This is a genomic window from Roseicyclus mahoneyensis (genome assembly GCF_003148775.1).
GTDB lineage: Bacteria > Pseudomonadota > Alphaproteobacteria > Rhodobacterales > Rhodobacteraceae > Roseicyclus > Roseicyclus mahoneyensis.
In genome coordinates, this window is the sequence record NZ_QGGW01000011.1 from 23,502 (window position 1) to 39,061 (window position 15,560).

A 15,560-nucleotide genomic window follows, 5' to 3' on the forward strand; every position below is an offset into this window, starting at 1 on the left:
GTCGCCCCTTTTGTCATGAGGTTGGCGCCAGCCGTCGCAGCAACACCGCGCCCGCCAATGGGGCAGCGACGCACAGCGCCACGACCGCACCATAACCGAACAGGTCCGCTAGAACCGCGCCAAGCCCCGGCGCGAGCGCAAAGGCGAACAGCGACAGGCGCGCCACCGCCCCCGCGCTTTCACCAAATCCCGCCTCGCCCATCACCTCGCGGGTGACCACGGGGCGCAGGATCGAGATCACGCCATTGCCCACGCCCTGTGCTATGGCAAAGACCAGCGCCAGCGCGGGCAGGGCGGCCGCGGCGCCCAGCAAGACTGCGGCCGTGGCGAGCATGAGAAAGGCGCCCAAGATGACCCTTTGGGCCGCCACGCGCGCACCTGCCACGATCAGCAAGATGCGGCCCGCCACCTGCGCCGGGCCGATGGTGGAGGCGGCAAGGATCGCAAGAACATCTGGCACGCCCAAGGCCGCCATCAAAGGCATCAGGTTGCTCAGGATGATCCCCACGCCCAGCGAGGTCAGCGCAAAGCCCCCTGCAAGCGGCCAATAGCCGGGCCGCGCGCTGACACGGGTGCGGGCCGGGCCTTTGGCAGTGGCGACCGGCGTGCGGGCCTGCGCCTCCCGCTCCATCCTGTGCGCGGCGTAGCTGGCGAGCGGCAGCACAAACACCAACACCAGCCCCGCCAGCACCCAGACCGACGCCCGCCAGCCTGCGGCGGCTATGACCCATGCCGTCAACGGATAGGTCAGGGTCGAGGCAAAGCCCGCCGCCAGCGTGATCGCCGTGATCGCCGCCCGGGCCTGTGCCCCCCGTGCCCGCGTCACCACCGAGAAACAGGCGTCATACAGGGTGAAGCCCATCATCAGGCCCATCCATGCCCAGACAGCATAGAAGGCCACCAATGTCTCCACCTGCGTCAGCGCCGCCAGTCCCGCCAGCGCCCCCAGTGTTCCCAGCGCAAAGCCCCAAGGTGCCAGGCCCCGGTCGATCGCCCGCCCGACCCAAGGCGCGGCCAATCCCTGCAGGGCCAGCGCAAGGCTGAAGGCGCCCAGCGCCGCCGTGGCCGACCAGCCGAATTCGTCCTTCCAATGCAGTACGAGCGCGGGAAAGCTGTAGAAGATCGACGCCCAGATGACGGTTTCCGACACCATGAAGGCCAGCACAGGGCCATCGCGCCAGACGGGTGGCGCGGATGTCATGACATCAGAACCATTGACCCGGCTCCATCAGGCCAAGTTCCATCAGTTGCAGCGACGACCAATGGAAGGGCGTCGATTTGTGCCAGCGGAAATCGCTGATGTCATGGCGCGACCCGGGGTTGGTGCGCAGCGCCTTGGCGACGCGGAAGGAACAGATCGTCGCCGTCAGCGAGTGGTGCCACGGGCAGGCATAGGTGTTCATTTCCTCGTCATTCAGCGTGTGATCCTCGCGCAGGCGCAGGCCGGGCTTGGCCTGAAACAGGCCGATCCGGTCGATCTTGCGCTTGGGCCTGGCGACATGTTCCTCGAACCGCCAGCGCAGGCCACCGTAGAAATCGAGCTGCCGGTCCTTCGGGTTGCCATGCTCGTCCGGGCGACCCTCGGCGTAATAGCCCGAACTGTCCAGCATCGCGGTATCGAGCGACACCGCATCGGGGTAGGTCCTCAGGTCGGGGGCGTAGAGGTCGATGACATAGGTCAGGATCGCTGCGCGCCGTTCCTCCATCACCCAGGTGACCATCTCGCCCACGCTGCGATCCTCGCAAAACGGGTAGAACAGGTATTCGCCGTTGTAGCAGTAATGCAGCCATTCGCCGGGCATGACGTCGATCAGGGCGTTCACGGCGGCCTGCGTCGCGCCCGGCGCCCGGCTGCGGGACCGGATCACATGCTGTTCGGACTTGGTACCCTGCGGCGCGGGAGGCACGTTGAGATCGGGGGGGGCCAGCACGAAGACATGGCGAAACCCCAGCGAGCGGACATGGTCGATGGTCGAGCCGACCTCGATCCGGTCCTCGGCTATGACCATCGCGGCGGGCCCCTTGCCGAAGCTGCCCGGGCGCTGCGCCGCGAATTGTTCCAGAGTGTCGAAATCCATCGCGTGGGCCTTGCCGGTCCGTTTTGCCTGCCTCAGCCCGCACATTGGCGCGGCGTGGCAGGGAATTCAATCGCGCACGTCGGTTGAAGCGCAGGCCGCTGCGCTGTACATGCGGCGGACCACGTTTTCCTCAACCAGCGGATCGGGTGCGATGACCGAGGCGAAAAAGCTCTACGTCAAGACCTATGGCTGTCAGATGAACGTCTATGACAGCGAACGCATGGCCGAGACGCTGGGCGTTCAGGGCTATATTCAGGTCGACACCGCCGAGGCGGCCGACATGATCTTGCTCAACACCTGCCACATCCGGGAAAAGGCGGCGGAAAAGCTTTATTCCGACCTTGGGCGGCTCAAGCCGCTGCATGACGAAAAGCCCGATCTCAAGATCGGCGTGGCGGGCTGCGTGGCGCAAGCCGAAGGCGGCGAGATCATGCGCCGCATGCCCATTGTCGATCTGGTGGTGGGCCCGCAGACCTACCACCGCCTGCCCGCGATGATGGAGGCGTTGGATCGAGGTGAAACCGCGCTCGACACCGAATTCCCCGAAGAGGACAAGTTCGCCCATCTGCCCAAGGGGCGTGGCACACACAAGGGGCCGACTGCCTTTTTGACCGTGCAGGAAGGTTGCGACAAATTCTGTTCCTTCTGTGTCGTGCCCTACACGCGCGGCGCCGAGGTCAGCCGCCCCGCCGACCGCCTGTTGCGCGAGGCGCGCGATCTGGTCGAACGTGGTGTGCGCGAGATCACGCTTCTGGGCCAGAACGTGAACGCGTACCATGGCGCGGGGAGCGACGGGGCAGAATGGGGTCTGGCGCGGCTGGTGCGCGACCTTGCGCGGATCGATGGGCTGGACCGCATCCGCTACACCACATCCCATCCCAACGACATGGAGGATGACCTGATCGCCGCCCATGGCGATTGCGCCAAGCTGATGCCCTATCTGCATCTGCCGGTGCAATCGGGGTCGGACCGCATCCTCAAGGCGATGAACCGCAAGCACACCGCCGACAGCTACCTGCGCGTGATCGAGCGTCTTCGCGCGGCGCGGCCCGATCTGGTCCTGTCGGGCGATTTCATCGTGGGCTTCCCCGGCGAATCCGAGTCAGATTTTCAGGCCACGCTCGATCTGGTGCGCAGCGTCGGCTACGGCAGCGCCTATACGTTCAAGTATTCGCCACGCCCCGGCACGCCCGCCGCCGAACGCGCACAGGTCGATGCCGCCGAGGCCGACGACAGGCTGCAGCGCTTGCAGGCGCTGATCACCGAACAGCAGCGCGCGACACAGGCCGCCATGGTGGGGCGGACCGTGCAGGTGCTGTTCGAGAAACCGGGCCGGATGACCGGGCAGGTCACGGGCAAGTCGGACTACCTGCATGCCGTCCATGTCGACGGGCCCGAGACACTGATCGGCAGTGTCGCCCCGGTCGAGATCGTCGCCACCAACACCAATTCTCTGGCCGGTCGGCTTGTCGCCCGGGGCTGACGGGCTCAGCTGCCCGGCGGTGTGCGGCGCAATATGTCGGTCATCGTGGCGCTGAGCGCCCCGGGCCGTCCGACACTGTTCGCGTCCCGGCAGACCCGTTCGGCGATGGCATGCGCCTCGGGAAAGGTATAGCCGGCGTTCACCAGACTGTCGGTGAATTCCGGGTTTGGCCTGTCCCAGATCACGTCCTGCAATGGCCCGCGGTAGCAGCTGACGGTGATCACATGGCTGGTGTAGCCGTGGTGATGGTAGCGGTAGCTGTCCGCAGCGACCGCCAGTGCGGAGCCGGACAGAATCATCGCCGCAAAAGCGACCCGTGGCAGAGTTGATGAAACGTTCATTGGTTTTTTCCTTCCCCCAAAGGACTGTAAGAGCGCCGCCGGATGGCAGTCCGGCCCCGCAAGATACGATCATAGCACGTCAGTATGGGTCGGGCGTTCGATTTTCTTAACAAACGGTTAATGGAGCGGTTGGCGGAAGGCGCTAAATGCCACTCCGTCACGCGACGGGTCGTTGCGTCGGTCGTGTTCCCGAAAAAATCGCCGATTCAGGCGCGCGTTGTTTCCAAATTGGCGACACAGATCGAAAAATCCCTCTTCCCTTGGGAAGGCATGGTGCTATCGTGCCGAAATCAAAGATGTTTTCGTGCAGGCCTCTGCCAAGGCCGGAACTGAGCGCGGGACTGTCGGAAAAAATTTGGGGGATGTGAATGTGATGACCAACTTGTCACGCATGGTATTGCGCACCCTGGTCGGTGCGGCGGCAATCGCGAGTGCAGTCGTGCTCGTGCCTGGTGCGGCCTCGGCACAGGAAACTGTCAGGATCACGGGCCGTGTCGAGCCGGGGATCTGGATCGACCCGGACGGGTGCATGCACTGGGTCGCCGACGGCGGAGCCGAAGGCTACATGGAAGGCCGGGTGAATCCGCATGACGGGATGCCCGTCTGCCTCAACCTGAACACCTGCGCGGTCACCAACACCGACGTTCTGTTCCACACCGACAGCGCGCGCCTGACGCCGTCGGGGCGCGCCCAGCTTGAGCAGTTCTTCCGCTCGGCGGGGGCTTACGCCTATGCGATCTACGGCCATACCGACAGCCGCGCCTCGGACGAATACAACATGGGCCTCAGCCAGCGCCGTGCCGCGGCGGTCGCCAATACCGCCCGGTCGGTCGGGGCCCGCGTCGCCCGCGAGATCGGGTATGGCGAACGCCGTCCGGTCGCGTCGAACGCGACAGCCGCAGGGATGCAGCAAAACCGTCGCGTCGAAATCGTGTGCTACCGCTGAGGGAATGGAAAAAATGAAGACGATATCACGGATTTCCGTTCTCCTCGTCGCAGCGCTGGGCATGTCGGGCTGCGTCGCGGTCCAGCCGTCGACCGGGCGCGGCAACGAGGTTGTGGCGATCGGCCGGGACACCGGTTTCGACTCGGGCAGCCTCAGTCAGCTTGAAGCGGGCATCTACATCGACCCCGACGGGTGCCACATCTGGATGATCGACGATGGCCTCGAAGGCTACTGGTCGCGCCGCCGCGATCCCGTGTCGGGCTTGCCGGTCTGCACCGACATCGCGCCGCCGAACTCGATCGTGGGCGATTTCCGGGCCGGCAGCCAGTTCCGCGACTGGGTGCCGCGCCAGTAACCACGGCGCCTAACCTCTTGAGAAACCGGACCGGGCGGCCTGAAAGGGCCGCCTGTTGTCTATCCGGTGAGACCACAGCATGAAGAAACTTTGGTAACAGATGCCACAACCTGTTGCGTTGTGCCGTCGCACTCTCCAGACTTGAGAGAGTCGAAATCCCAATCCGGAGCGTGATTTGGCAATCACCACACTGGCGGCCCCGACAGATGGCATCCCGGTCGAGCTTTCGCTCGAATTTCCCGACAACCGGCTTTTGATCGAGCTGTGCGGCGAGTTCGACCGCAACCTTGCCCAGATCGAACATCTTCTGTCCGTCCATGTCCTGCGGCGCGGCAACATGCTGGCAGTGCTGGGGGATGCGCGTCTTGAGGCTGCAGAGGTGCTGAAAAAACTCTATGCCCGGCTCGAGGCGGGGCGGGGACTGGAACCGGGCGACATCGATGCCGCCGTGCGGCTGGGCGGCTCGAACGAGGATACTGGTGTGCGCGCGGGCGACCAGATCGAGATGTTCCAGCGCGGGCGGCTGGAAATCGGCACCCGCAAGAAAACCGTCGAACCCCGGACCGAGGCGCAGCAGGCCTACGTCCGCGCGCTTTACGAGAACGAACTGGCTTTCGGCATAGGTCCCGCGGGCACCGGCAAGACCTACCTTGCCGTCGCGGTCGCGGTGAACCAACTCATCAACGGCGGGGTCGACAAGATCATCCTGTCCCGTCCGGCCGTCGAGGCGGGCGAGCGTCTGGGCTTTCTGCCCGGCGACATGAAGGACAAGGTCGACCCCTACATGCAGCCGCTCTATGACGCGCTGAACGATTTCCTGCCCGGTAAGCAGCTGCAAAAGCTGATGGAGGAAAAGACCATCGAGATCGCGCCACTGGCCTTCATGCGCGGCCGCACGCTCGCCAGCGCCTATGTCGTGCTGGACGAGGCACAGAATACCACCTCTATGCAGATGAAGATGTTCCTGACCCGGCTCGGACGCGGCTCGCGCATGGTCATCACCGGCGACCGCAGTCAGGTCGACCTGCCGCGCGGCGTGACCAGCGGGCTGTCGGACGCCGAGCGCATCCTCAAGGACGTCAAGGGCATTTCCTTCAACTACTTCACCTCCAAGGACGTCGTCCGCCACCCGATGGTCGCCAAGATCATCGAGGCCTATGACGCCGATGCCCCCCCGGGCTGACGCGCCCCATGACCGGCCGCCGCGCCTTTCTCGCCTTCGCTGGGGCTACGCTTGCGATGCCCCGCATCGTCCGGGCCCAGCCCTTGCTGGATGCCGATGTCGTGGTGATCGGTGCCGGGGCCGCAGGCATCGCCGCCGCCCGCCGCTTGACCGAATGGGAATACGACGTGCGCCTGCTCGAGGCGCGCGACCGCGTCGGCGGCAGGGCTTGGACCGATGCGGGCACGCTGGGCCTTCCCTGGGACCGCGGCGCGCAATGGCTTCACAATGGCCGTGCCAACCCGCTGGCCCGCCGTGCCGCCGAGCTTGACCTCGCCCTGACCGACAGCCTCTACGACGCCCTGACCGCGCTTGACGGCAATACCCCGCTCGATGTGACGGCCGAGGCGCTTCTGGCGGCTCTCGACCGACTGGACGACCGGATCGACAGCGCCGTGTCGACAGCTGCCCCGGCTGCCACGATGGCCGATATCGCCGGGGCCGACCGGATGGACCGCGCGGCGGTCGCTCTTGTCGCGCTGTCGATGGGTGGAGACCCTCAAGCGGTGTCACTGGCTGACGCGGCAATGCAAACGGCGGGCGAGGATCGGCTGGTTGCGGGCGGTCCGGGCGGGCTGCTGGCCCATCTGGCCGAGGGACTGCCGCTGCATCTGGGCCATGCTGTCACCGCCATCGACCTGCGCCCCGCCGATCATGTGGCGGTCTCGGGCCCCTTCGGCACGCTGCGCGCCGGCGTCGTGGTCGTGACCCTGCCGCCCATGGCGCTTGCCTCCGGGGCCATCACGATCACCCCCGCCCTGTCACCAGCCAGACAGGGCGCATGGGCCGCGCTGGGCGCGGCGGAGTTCGTCAAGGTCGGCCTGCGCCTGCCGCACGCGCTGCCCGATGCGGCGGAATTCGCCACCGATGTGCCGCGGCTTCTGGCGGGGCAGGGGGCCCTCCTCCATTTTGATCCGCGCGCGCCGCTCGCCAGTGTCATCTTCGCTGGGGCCTTGGCCACCGATCTTGCGGCCAGCGGCCCGGCGTCCTTGGCCGAGGCCGCGCGCGAGACATTGCGCCATCACCTGCGCATCGAGGCGCTGGCAACCGATAGCCACGACTGGTCCGCCGATCCCTTCAGTCTTGGCCCTTGGTCGCGTGTCGTCCCCGGCGCCGAGGACGCGCGCGCGGATTACGCCGAACCGTTTGAGGACCGCCTTTTCTTTGCGGGAGAGGCTGCGCCCGGGCCGCTGGCCACCACATTGGGTGGCGCCTGGCAATCGGGGCTGGCGGCCGCCGATGCGATCTGGGACGTTACCTGATAGCCTGTCCATTGACGTGGACCCCGTGGCGGTGCATGGCGCGCCCCATGGAGATCGATATTCTCATCGAGAACGACGCATGGGACGAGGCGGCGCTGGAAGCGGCGGCGCGCGCGGCCTTTGAGGCGACGCTGGATGCGCTGGGCCTCGACCCGGCGGGGTTCTGCGTGTCGATCCTGGCCTGCGGTGACGACCGCATCGCTGCACTGAACGCCGAGTTTCGTGGCAAGCCTACGCCCACCAACGTGTTGTCATGGCCCTCGGAGGAGCGCGGCGCGCAAACGCCCGGCGCGATGCCCGATCTGCCCGAGGCCGACCGTGACGGTCCGCCCGAGGAATTGGGCGATATCGCGCTGGCCCATGGCGTCTTGACCCGCGAGGCGGTCGAGGCGGGCAAGCCTTTCGAGCATCATCTAACCCATCTTCTGGTCCACGGCCTGCTGCATCTGTTGGGTTTCGATCACATAACCGACCCTGATGCGGGTTTGATGGAGGGTCTGGAGACCCGCATCCTTGCAAGACTGGGCCTACCTGACCCATATTGACGCTGCGGGCCGCAACGGGCCTGTGCAGTTTCGGAAAGGAGCCATGAGCTCGAACCCAGATCCCTCGTCTCCTGCGGCGCGTGGCGCGCAGGAAGAGGCAGACGATCCCGGGCCGCAAAGGCAGGGGTTTTTCGCAAGATTGTTTGGCAATGGCGACGAAGCCGAGACAAGCGGCTCCGACACCGGTGAGCGACCGCAAGAGGGCGGCAGCGCGGGTGTGATCCAGCCCCAGTTCGGCATGTCCAACCTGCGTCGGATGCGTGTCTATGACGTGGCCATCCCCCGCGCCGAGATCGAGGCCGTATCGTGCGACGAGGACCTGCAGGGTCTGCTCAAGGTGTTCCGCGACAGCGGAATGACCCGCCTGCCGGTCTATGAGGGGACGCTCGACAGCCCGCTGGGGCTTGTGCACCTCAAGGACGTGGCTCTGCGCTTCGGCTTCAACGGCGTGGACGACAGTTTCTCGTTGCGCACGATGATGCGGCCGCTGCTCTATGTGCCGCCATCGATGCCGATCGGCGTGCTTCTGACCAAGATGCAGACCGAGCGCACCCATATGGCGCTGGTGATCGACGAATATGGCGGGGTCGACGGGCTGGTCACGATCGAGGACCTGATCGAACAGGTCATCGGCGAGATCGAGGACGAACACGACATCGAAGAGGCGCAACCATGGACCCGCGAGAGCGAGACCCAGTGGCTGGCGCTGGCGCGCGCGCCGCTCGACGAGTTTCAAGCGGAACTGGGCATCGCGCTGTCGGAAGTCGATGACGAGGAAGAGGTGGACACGCTCGGTGGCCTCGTCTTCCTCCTGTCGGGCCGTGTGCCCGCGCGTGGCGAGGTCGTGCCCCATCCCTCGGGTGTGGAATTCGAGGTGATCGACGCCGATCCGCGCCGAATAAAGAGGTTGCGCGTGCGCGTGCCGAAAGGTGTTGCCGGGTGATCCAGCAGTCCGGGGGCCTGTGCCGGCTTCTGCCGTCCGGCCTTTGGCTTGCCGGTCTGAGCGGCGCCGTCGGGGCCCTTGGTCTTGCCCCTTTTGGCCTTTGGCCTTTGGGGTGGGCGGGATTTGCCGGTCTGTGCGTCGCCGTGGGGGCCGCCCCGACCGCGCCACGGGCGGCCTTGACGGCATGGCTCGGGGGCACCGCCTATTTTGCCGTTGCGCTACACTGGATCGCTGCGCCCTTCTTCGTGGATGCCGCGCGCCATGGCTGGATGGCGCCCTTTGCCGTGGTCTTGATGGCAGGGGGCATGGCGCTGTTCTGGATGCTGGCAGGCTGGGGGGCGGCGCGGGTTGCAGGCACCGGCCGCGCGGCGCCGCGGATCTTGGTGTTCGGCGGTGCGATGGTGTTGGCCGAAGCCTTGCGCGCCACGGTGCTGACAGGCTTTCCATGGGCGCATCCGGGGCACATCCTGATCGGCTCGCCGCTGCTTGCTCTTGCGGCCCTGGTGGGGCCGCATGGATTGACGGCGGTGGTCATGGGCATCGCTGCGGCCTGTGCTGCGGCGTTGATCGCGCGGCCGCGGCTGGTTGTCTTGCCTGCTGCCTTGCCTGTCGTCGCCACATTGTTGGCCATGGTCATGGCGCCGTCCGCAGCGGGGCCCGACCCCGATGCACCGGTGGTCAGGCTGGTGCAGCCCAACGCGCCGCAGCATCTGAAATGGCGGCCCGACATGATCGAGGTCTTCTTCGAGCGCGGTCTGGACCTGACATCCGCGCCGCCACTGGCAAATGGTCCCGCGCCCGATCTGGTGGTCTGGCCCGAAACCGCCATGCCTGTCTTGTTGGAACGCTCCGACGCCGTGCGCGCCCGTATCGCCGGGGCGGCGGGTTCTGCGCCGGTGCTGCTCGGGGCGCAGCGCTTCGAAGGGTTTGGGGCCCGCAACACGTCGGCGCTGCTGTCGCCGGGCGGGCGCATCGCGCAGGTCTACGACAAACACCACCTTGTACCCTTCGGGGAATACATGCCGGGCGGTGCCATTGCCGAGGCGCTGGGCCTGCGCGGGATGGCCGAGGTTCTGGCGGGCGGCTATGGCCCCGGCCCCGGCCCCGCGCTGCTCGACATGGGAGCTGGCCTTGGCCGCGCCTTTCCGATGATCTGCTACGAGGCGATTTTCCCGGGCTACATCCGGCAGGTCGACCGCCCCGACTGGATGGTTCACCTGACCAATGACGCATGGTTCGGCAGCTTTTCCGGCCCCTATCAGCATCTGGCCATCGCCCGGTTGCGGGCCGCCGAGCAGGGTCTGCCGGTGCTGCGCGCGGCCAATACCGGCGTCTCTGCCGTGATCGACGGGCGCGGGCGTGTGTTGGCCTCGCTGCCCTTGAACGAGGCCGGGTATCTCGATGCAGCCCTGCCGCCTGCGCTGCCGCCTACGGTTTACGCCCGGTCGGGCGATCTGCCGGTGCTTTTGCTTGTTCTTTTTGCAACAGGGGGCGCGTTGCTGGGGGCGCGCTGGCCCGGGGCATTGCGCGGGCGCGGATAACGGCGTAGGCGACGATGTTACCCCACAACGGCTTCCTGGCGTGGGGACATTCAACATTGGAGCACTCTCACCACATGGCCCGCGAAAACTATTTGTTCACCTCCGAATCCGTTTCGGAGGGGCACCCCGACAAGGTCTGCGACCGCATTTCCGATGCCGTTCTGGACGCCTTCATCGCCGAGGAACCCGAGGCGCGCGTCGCTTGCGAAACCTTTGCCACGACCAACCGCGTCGTCATCGGCGGTGAGGTCGGCCTGTCCGATCAGGCCAAGCTGGCCGAATACATGGGCCGCATCGACGCCATCGCGCGCGAGTGCATCCGCGACATCGGCTACGAGCAGGACAAGTTCCACCATGCCACCGTCGAGGTGACGAACCTGCTGCACGAGCAATCGGCCCATATCGCGCAGGGCGTCAATGCCTCCGACAACAAGGACGAAGGCGCGGGCGATCAGGGCATCATGTTCGGCTATGCCGTCGACGAGACGCCTGAATTGATGCCGGCACCGATCCTCTATTCCCACGCGATCCTGCGGCGTCTGGCCGAGGTCCGCAAATCGGGGGCCGAGCCGTCGCTGGGGCCTGACGCGAAAAGCCAGCTCACCCTGCGCTACGAGGGCGGCAAGCCGGTCGAGGTGACCTCGATCGTTCTGTCGACCCAGCACCTGGACGAGGCGATGACCTCGGACGACGTGCGCGCTGTGGTCGAGCCCTACATCCGCGAGGTTCTGCCCGCAGCATGGATCACCGGGGCGACGAACTGGTGGGTCAACCCGACCGGCAAGTTCGTCATCGGCGGCCCCGATGGCGATGCGGGCCTGACCGGGCGCAAGATCATCGTGGACACCTACGGCGGCGCGGCGCCCCACGGCGGCGGCGCGTTTTCCGGCAAGGACCCGACCAAGGTTGACCGCTCGGCCGCCTATGCCGCGCGCTATCTGGCCAAGAATGTGGTGGCCGCAGGACTTGCGACGCGCTGCACCATCCAGCTGTCCTATGCCATCGGCGTGGCCGAACCGCTGTCGGTCTATGTCGACACCCATGGCACCGGCCAAGCCGACGAGGTGCAGATCGAAAAGGCGATCCGCGCCAGCATGGATCTGACACCGCGCGGCATCCGCACGCATCTTTCGCTGAACCGCCCGATCTACCAGCGCACCGCCGCCTATGGCCATTTCGGGCGCGCGCCTGATGCGGATGGCGGCTTCAGCTGGGAAAAGACCGATCTGATCGACGCGCTGACGGCGTCGGTCTGATCTTGAGACGGCGGGCGGGGCCTATCGCCCCGTCCGCGCCCCGCCAAGCGCCTGCACCACGGCGATATGGCCCATCAGGTCGCGCAGGCTGAGCACGCCGCGCAACTGCCGCCCCTCCACCACGATCAATTTGCGATGCGGGCCCTGCGCCAGCCGGTTCAGCGCGTCCTCGGCGGTCATGCGAGGGGCGACCAGGCAAGAGTCGTCGACGGCGGCCATCACGTCACCAACGGTCGTGTTGGCCCACTCCTCGCGCGCGATGGTGCGCATCAGCTGCGCATCGACATACCCCACCACGGCGCCATCCCCCACCACGGGGGCAAAGCTGACCGCATGGGCCATCATCACCCGGTCGGCGAGGTCGGCCAGTGTCATGTCGGGGTGCGCCGTCCAGGGGTCGGGCGTCATCAACTCGGCCACGCGCCGCCCCTTCAGGCTGTCTTGCACCAGCAGGCGTTGATAGGCACCGCGGCTGGCGTTGAGCACGAAGAACCCGATCAGCACCAGCCATGCGCCCCCGATCCCGCCGCCCGACAGTGCCGAGAACAGCCCCAACCCCATCAGGCCAATGGCCAGAACGGTGCCCGCCCCGCTGGCCTTGCGCGTCGCCTCCAGCATGTCGCCCGAGCGTTGCCAGAGCCATGCCCGCAGGACGCGGCCACCATCGAGCGGAAAGGCCGGGATCAGGTTGAACACCGCGAGCACGAGGTTGATCGAGGCGAGATATCCCAAAAGGATGCCAACAACCCCCGCGCCCCCCGCCACAAGGGCCGCAAGCCCGAAGAGGCCTGCGAGAACGAAGCTCATGATCGGGCCGGCGATGGCGATCCAGAATTCCGATGCGGCACTTTTGGGTTCATCCACCAGTTCCGCGACACCCCCGAACAGGAACAGCGTGATCCCCCCGATCCCCAGCCCGTATCGCCGCGCGACCAGCGAATGGGCCAGTTCATGCAAGATGAGACTGGCGAAAAGCGCCAGCATCGCGGTGATCGACAGTATCAAATAGGCGCTCTGCGACAGGCCCGGCAAGACTTGCGGAAAATAGCCCGATGACAGGCTCCAGACGATCAGGGCCGCGATCAACAGCCAGCTTGCGTCGATCTTGATCTCGAAGCCCATGAGCGTGAACAGCTTGACCGAATGTCCGAACATGTGTGGCCCTTCTCTGCGCGGTCCTTGTCAGAGATAATCATTCGTGCCCCCAAAGGTAAGGTCGGGCAGGGGATTGAGGCCAGCCGCCCGCCGGGCTAGACCCCGACGCCAAGAGCCAAGCCCGAAAGTCCGCAATGCCCGACACGCCCGAGCGCCCGCACCGCAACTTCTACGGCCGCCGCAAGGGCAAGCATCTGCGCGACAGCCAGGAGGTCTATCTGCACGAAGATCTCGACGCGCTCAGCCCCGGTGCGGTCGATTGGGAGGCGAACCCCGACCGCACGGCGCTCGAACTGCCGGCGATCTTTGGTGGCCGCGAGGTCTGGCTGGAGGTGGGGTTCGGCGGCGGCGAACACATGGTTCATCAGGCCAGCCTGAACCCTCAAGCCGGCATCATCGGCTGCGAGCCCTATATCAACGGCGTCGCCATGTTGCTGGGCAAGATCCGGCGTGCAGGCGTGGACAATCTGCGGGTCTTTCCCGGCGATGTGCGCGACATCTTCGACGTGCTGCCCGACGCGTCGATCTCCAAGGCTTTTCTGCTTTACCCTGACCCTTGGCCCAAATCGCGCCATCACCGTCGGCGCTTTGTCACGCCTGATCATCTTGAGCCCTTGGCGCGCGTTCTCAAGCCCGGTGCGGAGTTTCGGGTGGCGACGGATATCCCCGATTACGTCCGCCAGACGCTGGAGGAGGTGCCTCGGGCAGGCTTCGAGTTGCTGACCGCCGTGCCGGACGGGTGGCACCATCCTTGGTCCGACTGGATCTCCACCCGCTACGAGCTCAAGGCCCTGCGCGAGGGCCGCGTGCCGCATTACCTGACCTTTCGGCGGGAGGGCTGAGCGGGCACGTTTTGCTGCGGCAAAACGACCGGGAAAACCGCAGCTTTCCCGCACGGAAAACTCGAGTTTTTCGCCCGCCTTGCCAGACGACGCGCCGGAAGCCCCGGCGTTTCGTCACCTCAGGGTTGCATCCCGCCTGTCCAGCCCGATACTTCATCGCAAGCCCGGCAGACAGGAGAGAGCCATGCTCACCAACGATCAGCTTGCGAAATGGGACCGTGACCATTTCATGCACCCCACGACCCACCTCGCCCAGCACGCTCGCGGCGAGGCGGCGGGCCGCATCATCAAGACCGGCGAGGGCTGCTGGATCACCGACCGCGACGGCAACCGCTTGCTCGACGCCTTTGCCGGGCTTTACTGCGTCAACATCGGCTACGGTCGGCAGGAGGTGGCCGAGGCCATCGCTGATCAGGCGCGCGAACTGGCCTATTATCACGCCTATGTCGGGCATGGCACCGAGGCGTCGATCACGCTTTCGCACATGGTGATGGACCGCGCGCCTGACCACATGTCCAAGGTCTATTTCGGCCTTGGCGGATCGGATGCCAACGAGACCAACATCAAATTGGTCTGGTATTACAACAACATACTCGGGCGTCCGCAGAAGAAAAAGATCATCTCGCGCTGGCGGGCCTATCACGGATCGGGCCTCATGTCGGGCTCGCTCACGGGCCTCGCGCTCTTCCACCAGAAGTTCGACCTGCCCTTCGACACGGTGCGCCACACCACCTCGCCCTACTACTACCGCCGGGCTGACGTGACCCAGACCGAGGAACAGTTCAGCGCCCAATGCGCCGCCGATCTGGAAGAGCTGATCGCCAAGGAAGGCGCCGACACCATCGCCGCCTTCATCGCCGAGCCAATGCTGGGCACCGGCGGCATTGTCCCACCCCCGAAAGGCTACTGGGAGGCGATCACCCCGATCCTCGAGAAACACGATATCCTGCTCATCGCCGACGAGGTCGTGACGGGCTTCGGGCGTCTCGGCTCCATGTTCGGCTCGCCGCACTACGGGCTCAAGCCCGACATCATGACCATCGCCAAGGGTCTGACCAGCGCCTATGCGCCCATGTCCGGCTCCATCGTGTCGAACAAGGTCTGGGCAGTCTTGGAACAGGGCACGGACGAGAACGGCCCCTTTGGCCATGGCTGGACCTATTCGGCCCATCCCATCGGGGCGGCGGCGGGCATCGCCAACCTCAAGCTCGTCGACAGCCTGAACCTCGTGCAGAACGCGGGCGAGGTCGGCCCTTACCTCACCCGCACCATGGCGGACGCGCTGGGCGAGCATGCCCATGTCGGCGAGGTCCGCGGTGAGGGCATGCTGACAGCGGTCGAACTGGTCAAGAACCGCGACACGCGCGAAGGGTTTGCGCCCGCCGACAAGATCGTGCCGCAGATCGTGGGCGCGATGGCCCGGCGCGGCGTGATCGCGCGGGCGATGCCGCAGGGCGACATCTTGGGCTATGCGCCACCATTGTGCCTAAGCCGGGGCGAGGCCGATACGGTGGTCACGGCCACGGCCGAGGCCATCGCCGAAGTGTTGGGCTGACACCTGTCAAGGGGGGAGGTCCACCAGTGACTTCCC

Annotated in this window: 15 protein-coding genes and 1 riboswitch; of the genes, 11 read left to right on the forward strand and 4 right to left on the reverse strand. The window is 66.1% G+C overall.

The window, feature by feature from the left end; translation table 11 throughout:
• Positions 1 to 13: 13 nt before the first annotated feature.
• Both C7455_RS17300 and C7455_RS17305 read right to left on the reverse strand, forming a co-directional pair.
• Positions 14 to 1,201: an MFS transporter gene (locus C7455_RS17300; protein ID WP_109670374.1), complete on the reverse strand. Its 1,188-nt coding sequence runs from the start codon at positions 1,199 to 1,201 to the stop codon at positions 14 to 16.
• Between the two features lie 4 nt (positions 1,202 to 1,205).
• On the reverse strand, positions 1,206 to 2,078 hold the full coding sequence (locus tag C7455_RS17305) for a hypothetical protein (protein WP_109670467.1): 873 nt from the start codon (positions 2,076 to 2,078) through the stop codon (positions 1,206 to 1,208).
• Between the two features lie 151 nt (positions 2,079 to 2,229).
• Here C7455_RS17305 and miaB point away from each other — a divergent pair, with 151 nt between their 5' ends.
• The gene (gene miaB, locus C7455_RS17310) at positions 2,230 to 3,561 is read left to right on the forward strand and encodes a tRNA (N6-isopentenyl adenosine(37)-C2)-methylthiotransferase MiaB (RefSeq protein WP_109670376.1); all 1,332 of its coding nucleotides are present in this window, start codon (positions 2,230 to 2,232) and stop codon (positions 3,559 to 3,561) included.
• A 5-nt stretch (positions 3,562 to 3,566) separates the two neighbouring features.
• Here miaB and C7455_RS17315 read toward each other — a convergent pair whose 3' ends face one another.
• Positions 3,567 to 3,902: a hypothetical protein gene (locus tag C7455_RS17315; RefSeq protein WP_146200037.1), complete on the reverse strand. Its 336-nt coding sequence runs from the start codon at positions 3,900 to 3,902 to the stop codon at positions 3,567 to 3,569.
• A 391-nt stretch (positions 3,903 to 4,293) separates the two neighbouring features.
• Between C7455_RS17315 and C7455_RS17320 the strand changes: the two genes are divergently transcribed.
• From C7455_RS17320 to metK, 8 genes are all read left to right on the forward strand, one after another.
• Positions 4,294 to 4,848, forward strand: coding sequence for an OmpA family protein (locus C7455_RS17320; RefSeq protein WP_245904399.1), 555 nt, complete (start codon positions 4,294 to 4,296; stop codon positions 4,846 to 4,848).
• 13 nt (positions 4,849 to 4,861) lie between these two features.
• Positions 4,862 to 5,203 (forward strand): hypothetical protein, encoded by a 342-nt coding sequence (locus C7455_RS17325; RefSeq protein ID WP_109670469.1) that lies wholly within the window; start codon positions 4,862 to 4,864, stop codon positions 5,201 to 5,203.
• A gap of 175 nt (positions 5,204 to 5,378) precedes the next feature.
• A complete protein-coding gene (locus C7455_RS17330) occupies positions 5,379 to 6,386 on the forward strand; it encodes a PhoH family protein (protein ID WP_109670381.1) in 1,008 nt (335 codons plus the stop codon).
• Positions 6,387 to 6,394: 8 nt separating this feature from the next.
• On the forward strand, positions 6,395 to 7,687 hold the full coding sequence (locus C7455_RS17335) for a flavin monoamine oxidase family protein (protein ID WP_109670382.1): 1,293 nt from the start codon (positions 6,395 to 6,397) through the stop codon (positions 7,685 to 7,687).
• A gap of 47 nt (positions 7,688 to 7,734) precedes the next feature.
• Positions 7,735 to 8,232 (forward strand): rRNA maturation RNase YbeY, encoded by a 498-nt coding sequence (gene ybeY, locus C7455_RS17340; protein ID WP_109670470.1) that lies wholly within the window; start codon positions 7,735 to 7,737, stop codon positions 8,230 to 8,232.
• 43 nt (positions 8,233 to 8,275) lie between these two features.
• Positions 8,276 to 9,175, forward strand: a complete 900-nt coding sequence (locus C7455_RS17345) for a transporter associated domain-containing protein (RefSeq protein WP_109670384.1) — start codon at positions 8,276 to 8,278, stop codon at positions 9,173 to 9,175.
• Positions 9,172 to 10,716, forward strand: coding sequence for an apolipoprotein N-acyltransferase (lnt, locus tag C7455_RS17350; protein ID WP_245904400.1), 1,545 nt, complete (start codon positions 9,172 to 9,174; stop codon positions 10,714 to 10,716). Before C7455_RS17345 ends, lnt begins: the two co-directional genes overlap by 4 nt.
• 16 nt (positions 10,717 to 10,732) lie before the next feature.
• Positions 10,733 to 10,780: riboswitch (SAM-SAH riboswitch) on the forward strand.
• A gap of 10 nt (positions 10,781 to 10,790) precedes the next feature.
• Complete coding sequence (gene metK, locus C7455_RS17355) at positions 10,791 to 11,972, forward strand: methionine adenosyltransferase (RefSeq protein WP_109670386.1); 1,182 nt, start codon at positions 10,791 to 10,793, stop codon at positions 11,970 to 11,972.
• 21 nt (positions 11,973 to 11,993) lie between these two features.
• Here the strand turns inward: metK and C7455_RS17360 are convergent, their stop codons facing one another.
• On the reverse strand, positions 11,994 to 13,127 hold the full coding sequence (locus C7455_RS17360; protein WP_109670388.1) for a site-2 protease family protein: 1,134 nt from the start codon (positions 13,125 to 13,127) through the stop codon (positions 11,994 to 11,996).
• A 134-nt stretch (positions 13,128 to 13,261) separates the two neighbouring features.
• Here C7455_RS17360 and trmB point away from each other — a divergent pair, with 134 nt between their 5' ends.
• Both trmB and C7455_RS17370 read left to right on the forward strand, forming a co-directional pair.
• Entirely contained in the window at positions 13,262 to 13,969 is a 708-nt protein-coding gene (trmB, locus tag C7455_RS17365; RefSeq protein WP_109670390.1) for a tRNA (guanine(46)-N(7))-methyltransferase TrmB, read from the forward strand.
• Between the two features lie 184 nt (positions 13,970 to 14,153).
• Entirely contained in the window at positions 14,154 to 15,524 is a 1,371-nt protein-coding gene (locus tag C7455_RS17370) for an aspartate aminotransferase family protein (RefSeq protein WP_109670392.1), read from the forward strand.
• Positions 15,525 to 15,560 lie beyond the last annotated feature (36 nt).

Excerpts from the sequence above, each read along its gene's own strand:
- C7455_RS17320 (WP_245904399.1), top strand. The coding sequence starts at position 4,294 with ATGGTATTGCGCACCCTGGTCGGTGCGGCGGCAATCGCGAGTGCAGTC.
- C7455_RS17335 (WP_109670382.1), top strand. The coding sequence starts at position 6,395 with ATGACCGGCCGCCGCGCCTTTCTCGCCTTCGCTGGGGCTACGCTTGCG.
- ybeY (WP_109670470.1), top strand. The coding sequence starts at position 7,735 with ATGGAGATCGATATTCTCATCGAGAACGACGCATGGGACGAGGCGGCG.
- trmB (WP_109670390.1), top strand. The coding sequence starts at position 13,262 with ATGCCCGACACGCCCGAGCGCCCGCACCGCAACTTCTACGGCCGCCGC.
- C7455_RS17325 (WP_109670469.1), top strand. The coding sequence starts at position 4,862 with ATGAAGACGATATCACGGATTTCCGTTCTCCTCGTCGCAGCGCTGGGC.
- miaB (WP_109670376.1), top strand. The coding sequence starts at position 2,230 with ATGACCGAGGCGAAAAAGCTCTACGTCAAGACCTATGGCTGTCAGATG.
- C7455_RS17360 (WP_109670388.1), bottom strand. The coding sequence starts at position 13,127 with ATGTTCGGACATTCGGTCAAGCTGTTCACGCTCATGGGCTTCGAGATC.
- metK (WP_109670386.1), top strand. The coding sequence starts at position 10,791 with ATGGCCCGCGAAAACTATTTGTTCACCTCCGAATCCGTTTCGGAGGGG.
- C7455_RS17345 (WP_109670384.1), top strand. The coding sequence starts at position 8,276 with ATGAGCTCGAACCCAGATCCCTCGTCTCCTGCGGCGCGTGGCGCGCAG.
- C7455_RS17305 (WP_109670467.1), bottom strand. The coding sequence starts at position 2,078 with ATGGATTTCGACACTCTGGAACAATTCGCGGCGCAGCGCCCGGGCAGC.
- C7455_RS17370 (WP_109670392.1), top strand. The coding sequence starts at position 14,154 with ATGCTCACCAACGATCAGCTTGCGAAATGGGACCGTGACCATTTCATG.
- C7455_RS17300 (WP_109670374.1), bottom strand. The coding sequence starts at position 1,201 with ATGACATCCGCGCCACCCGTCTGGCGCGATGGCCCTGTGCTGGCCTTC.
- C7455_RS17315 (WP_146200037.1), bottom strand. The coding sequence starts at position 3,902 with ATGAACGTTTCATCAACTCTGCCACGGGTCGCTTTTGCGGCGATGATT.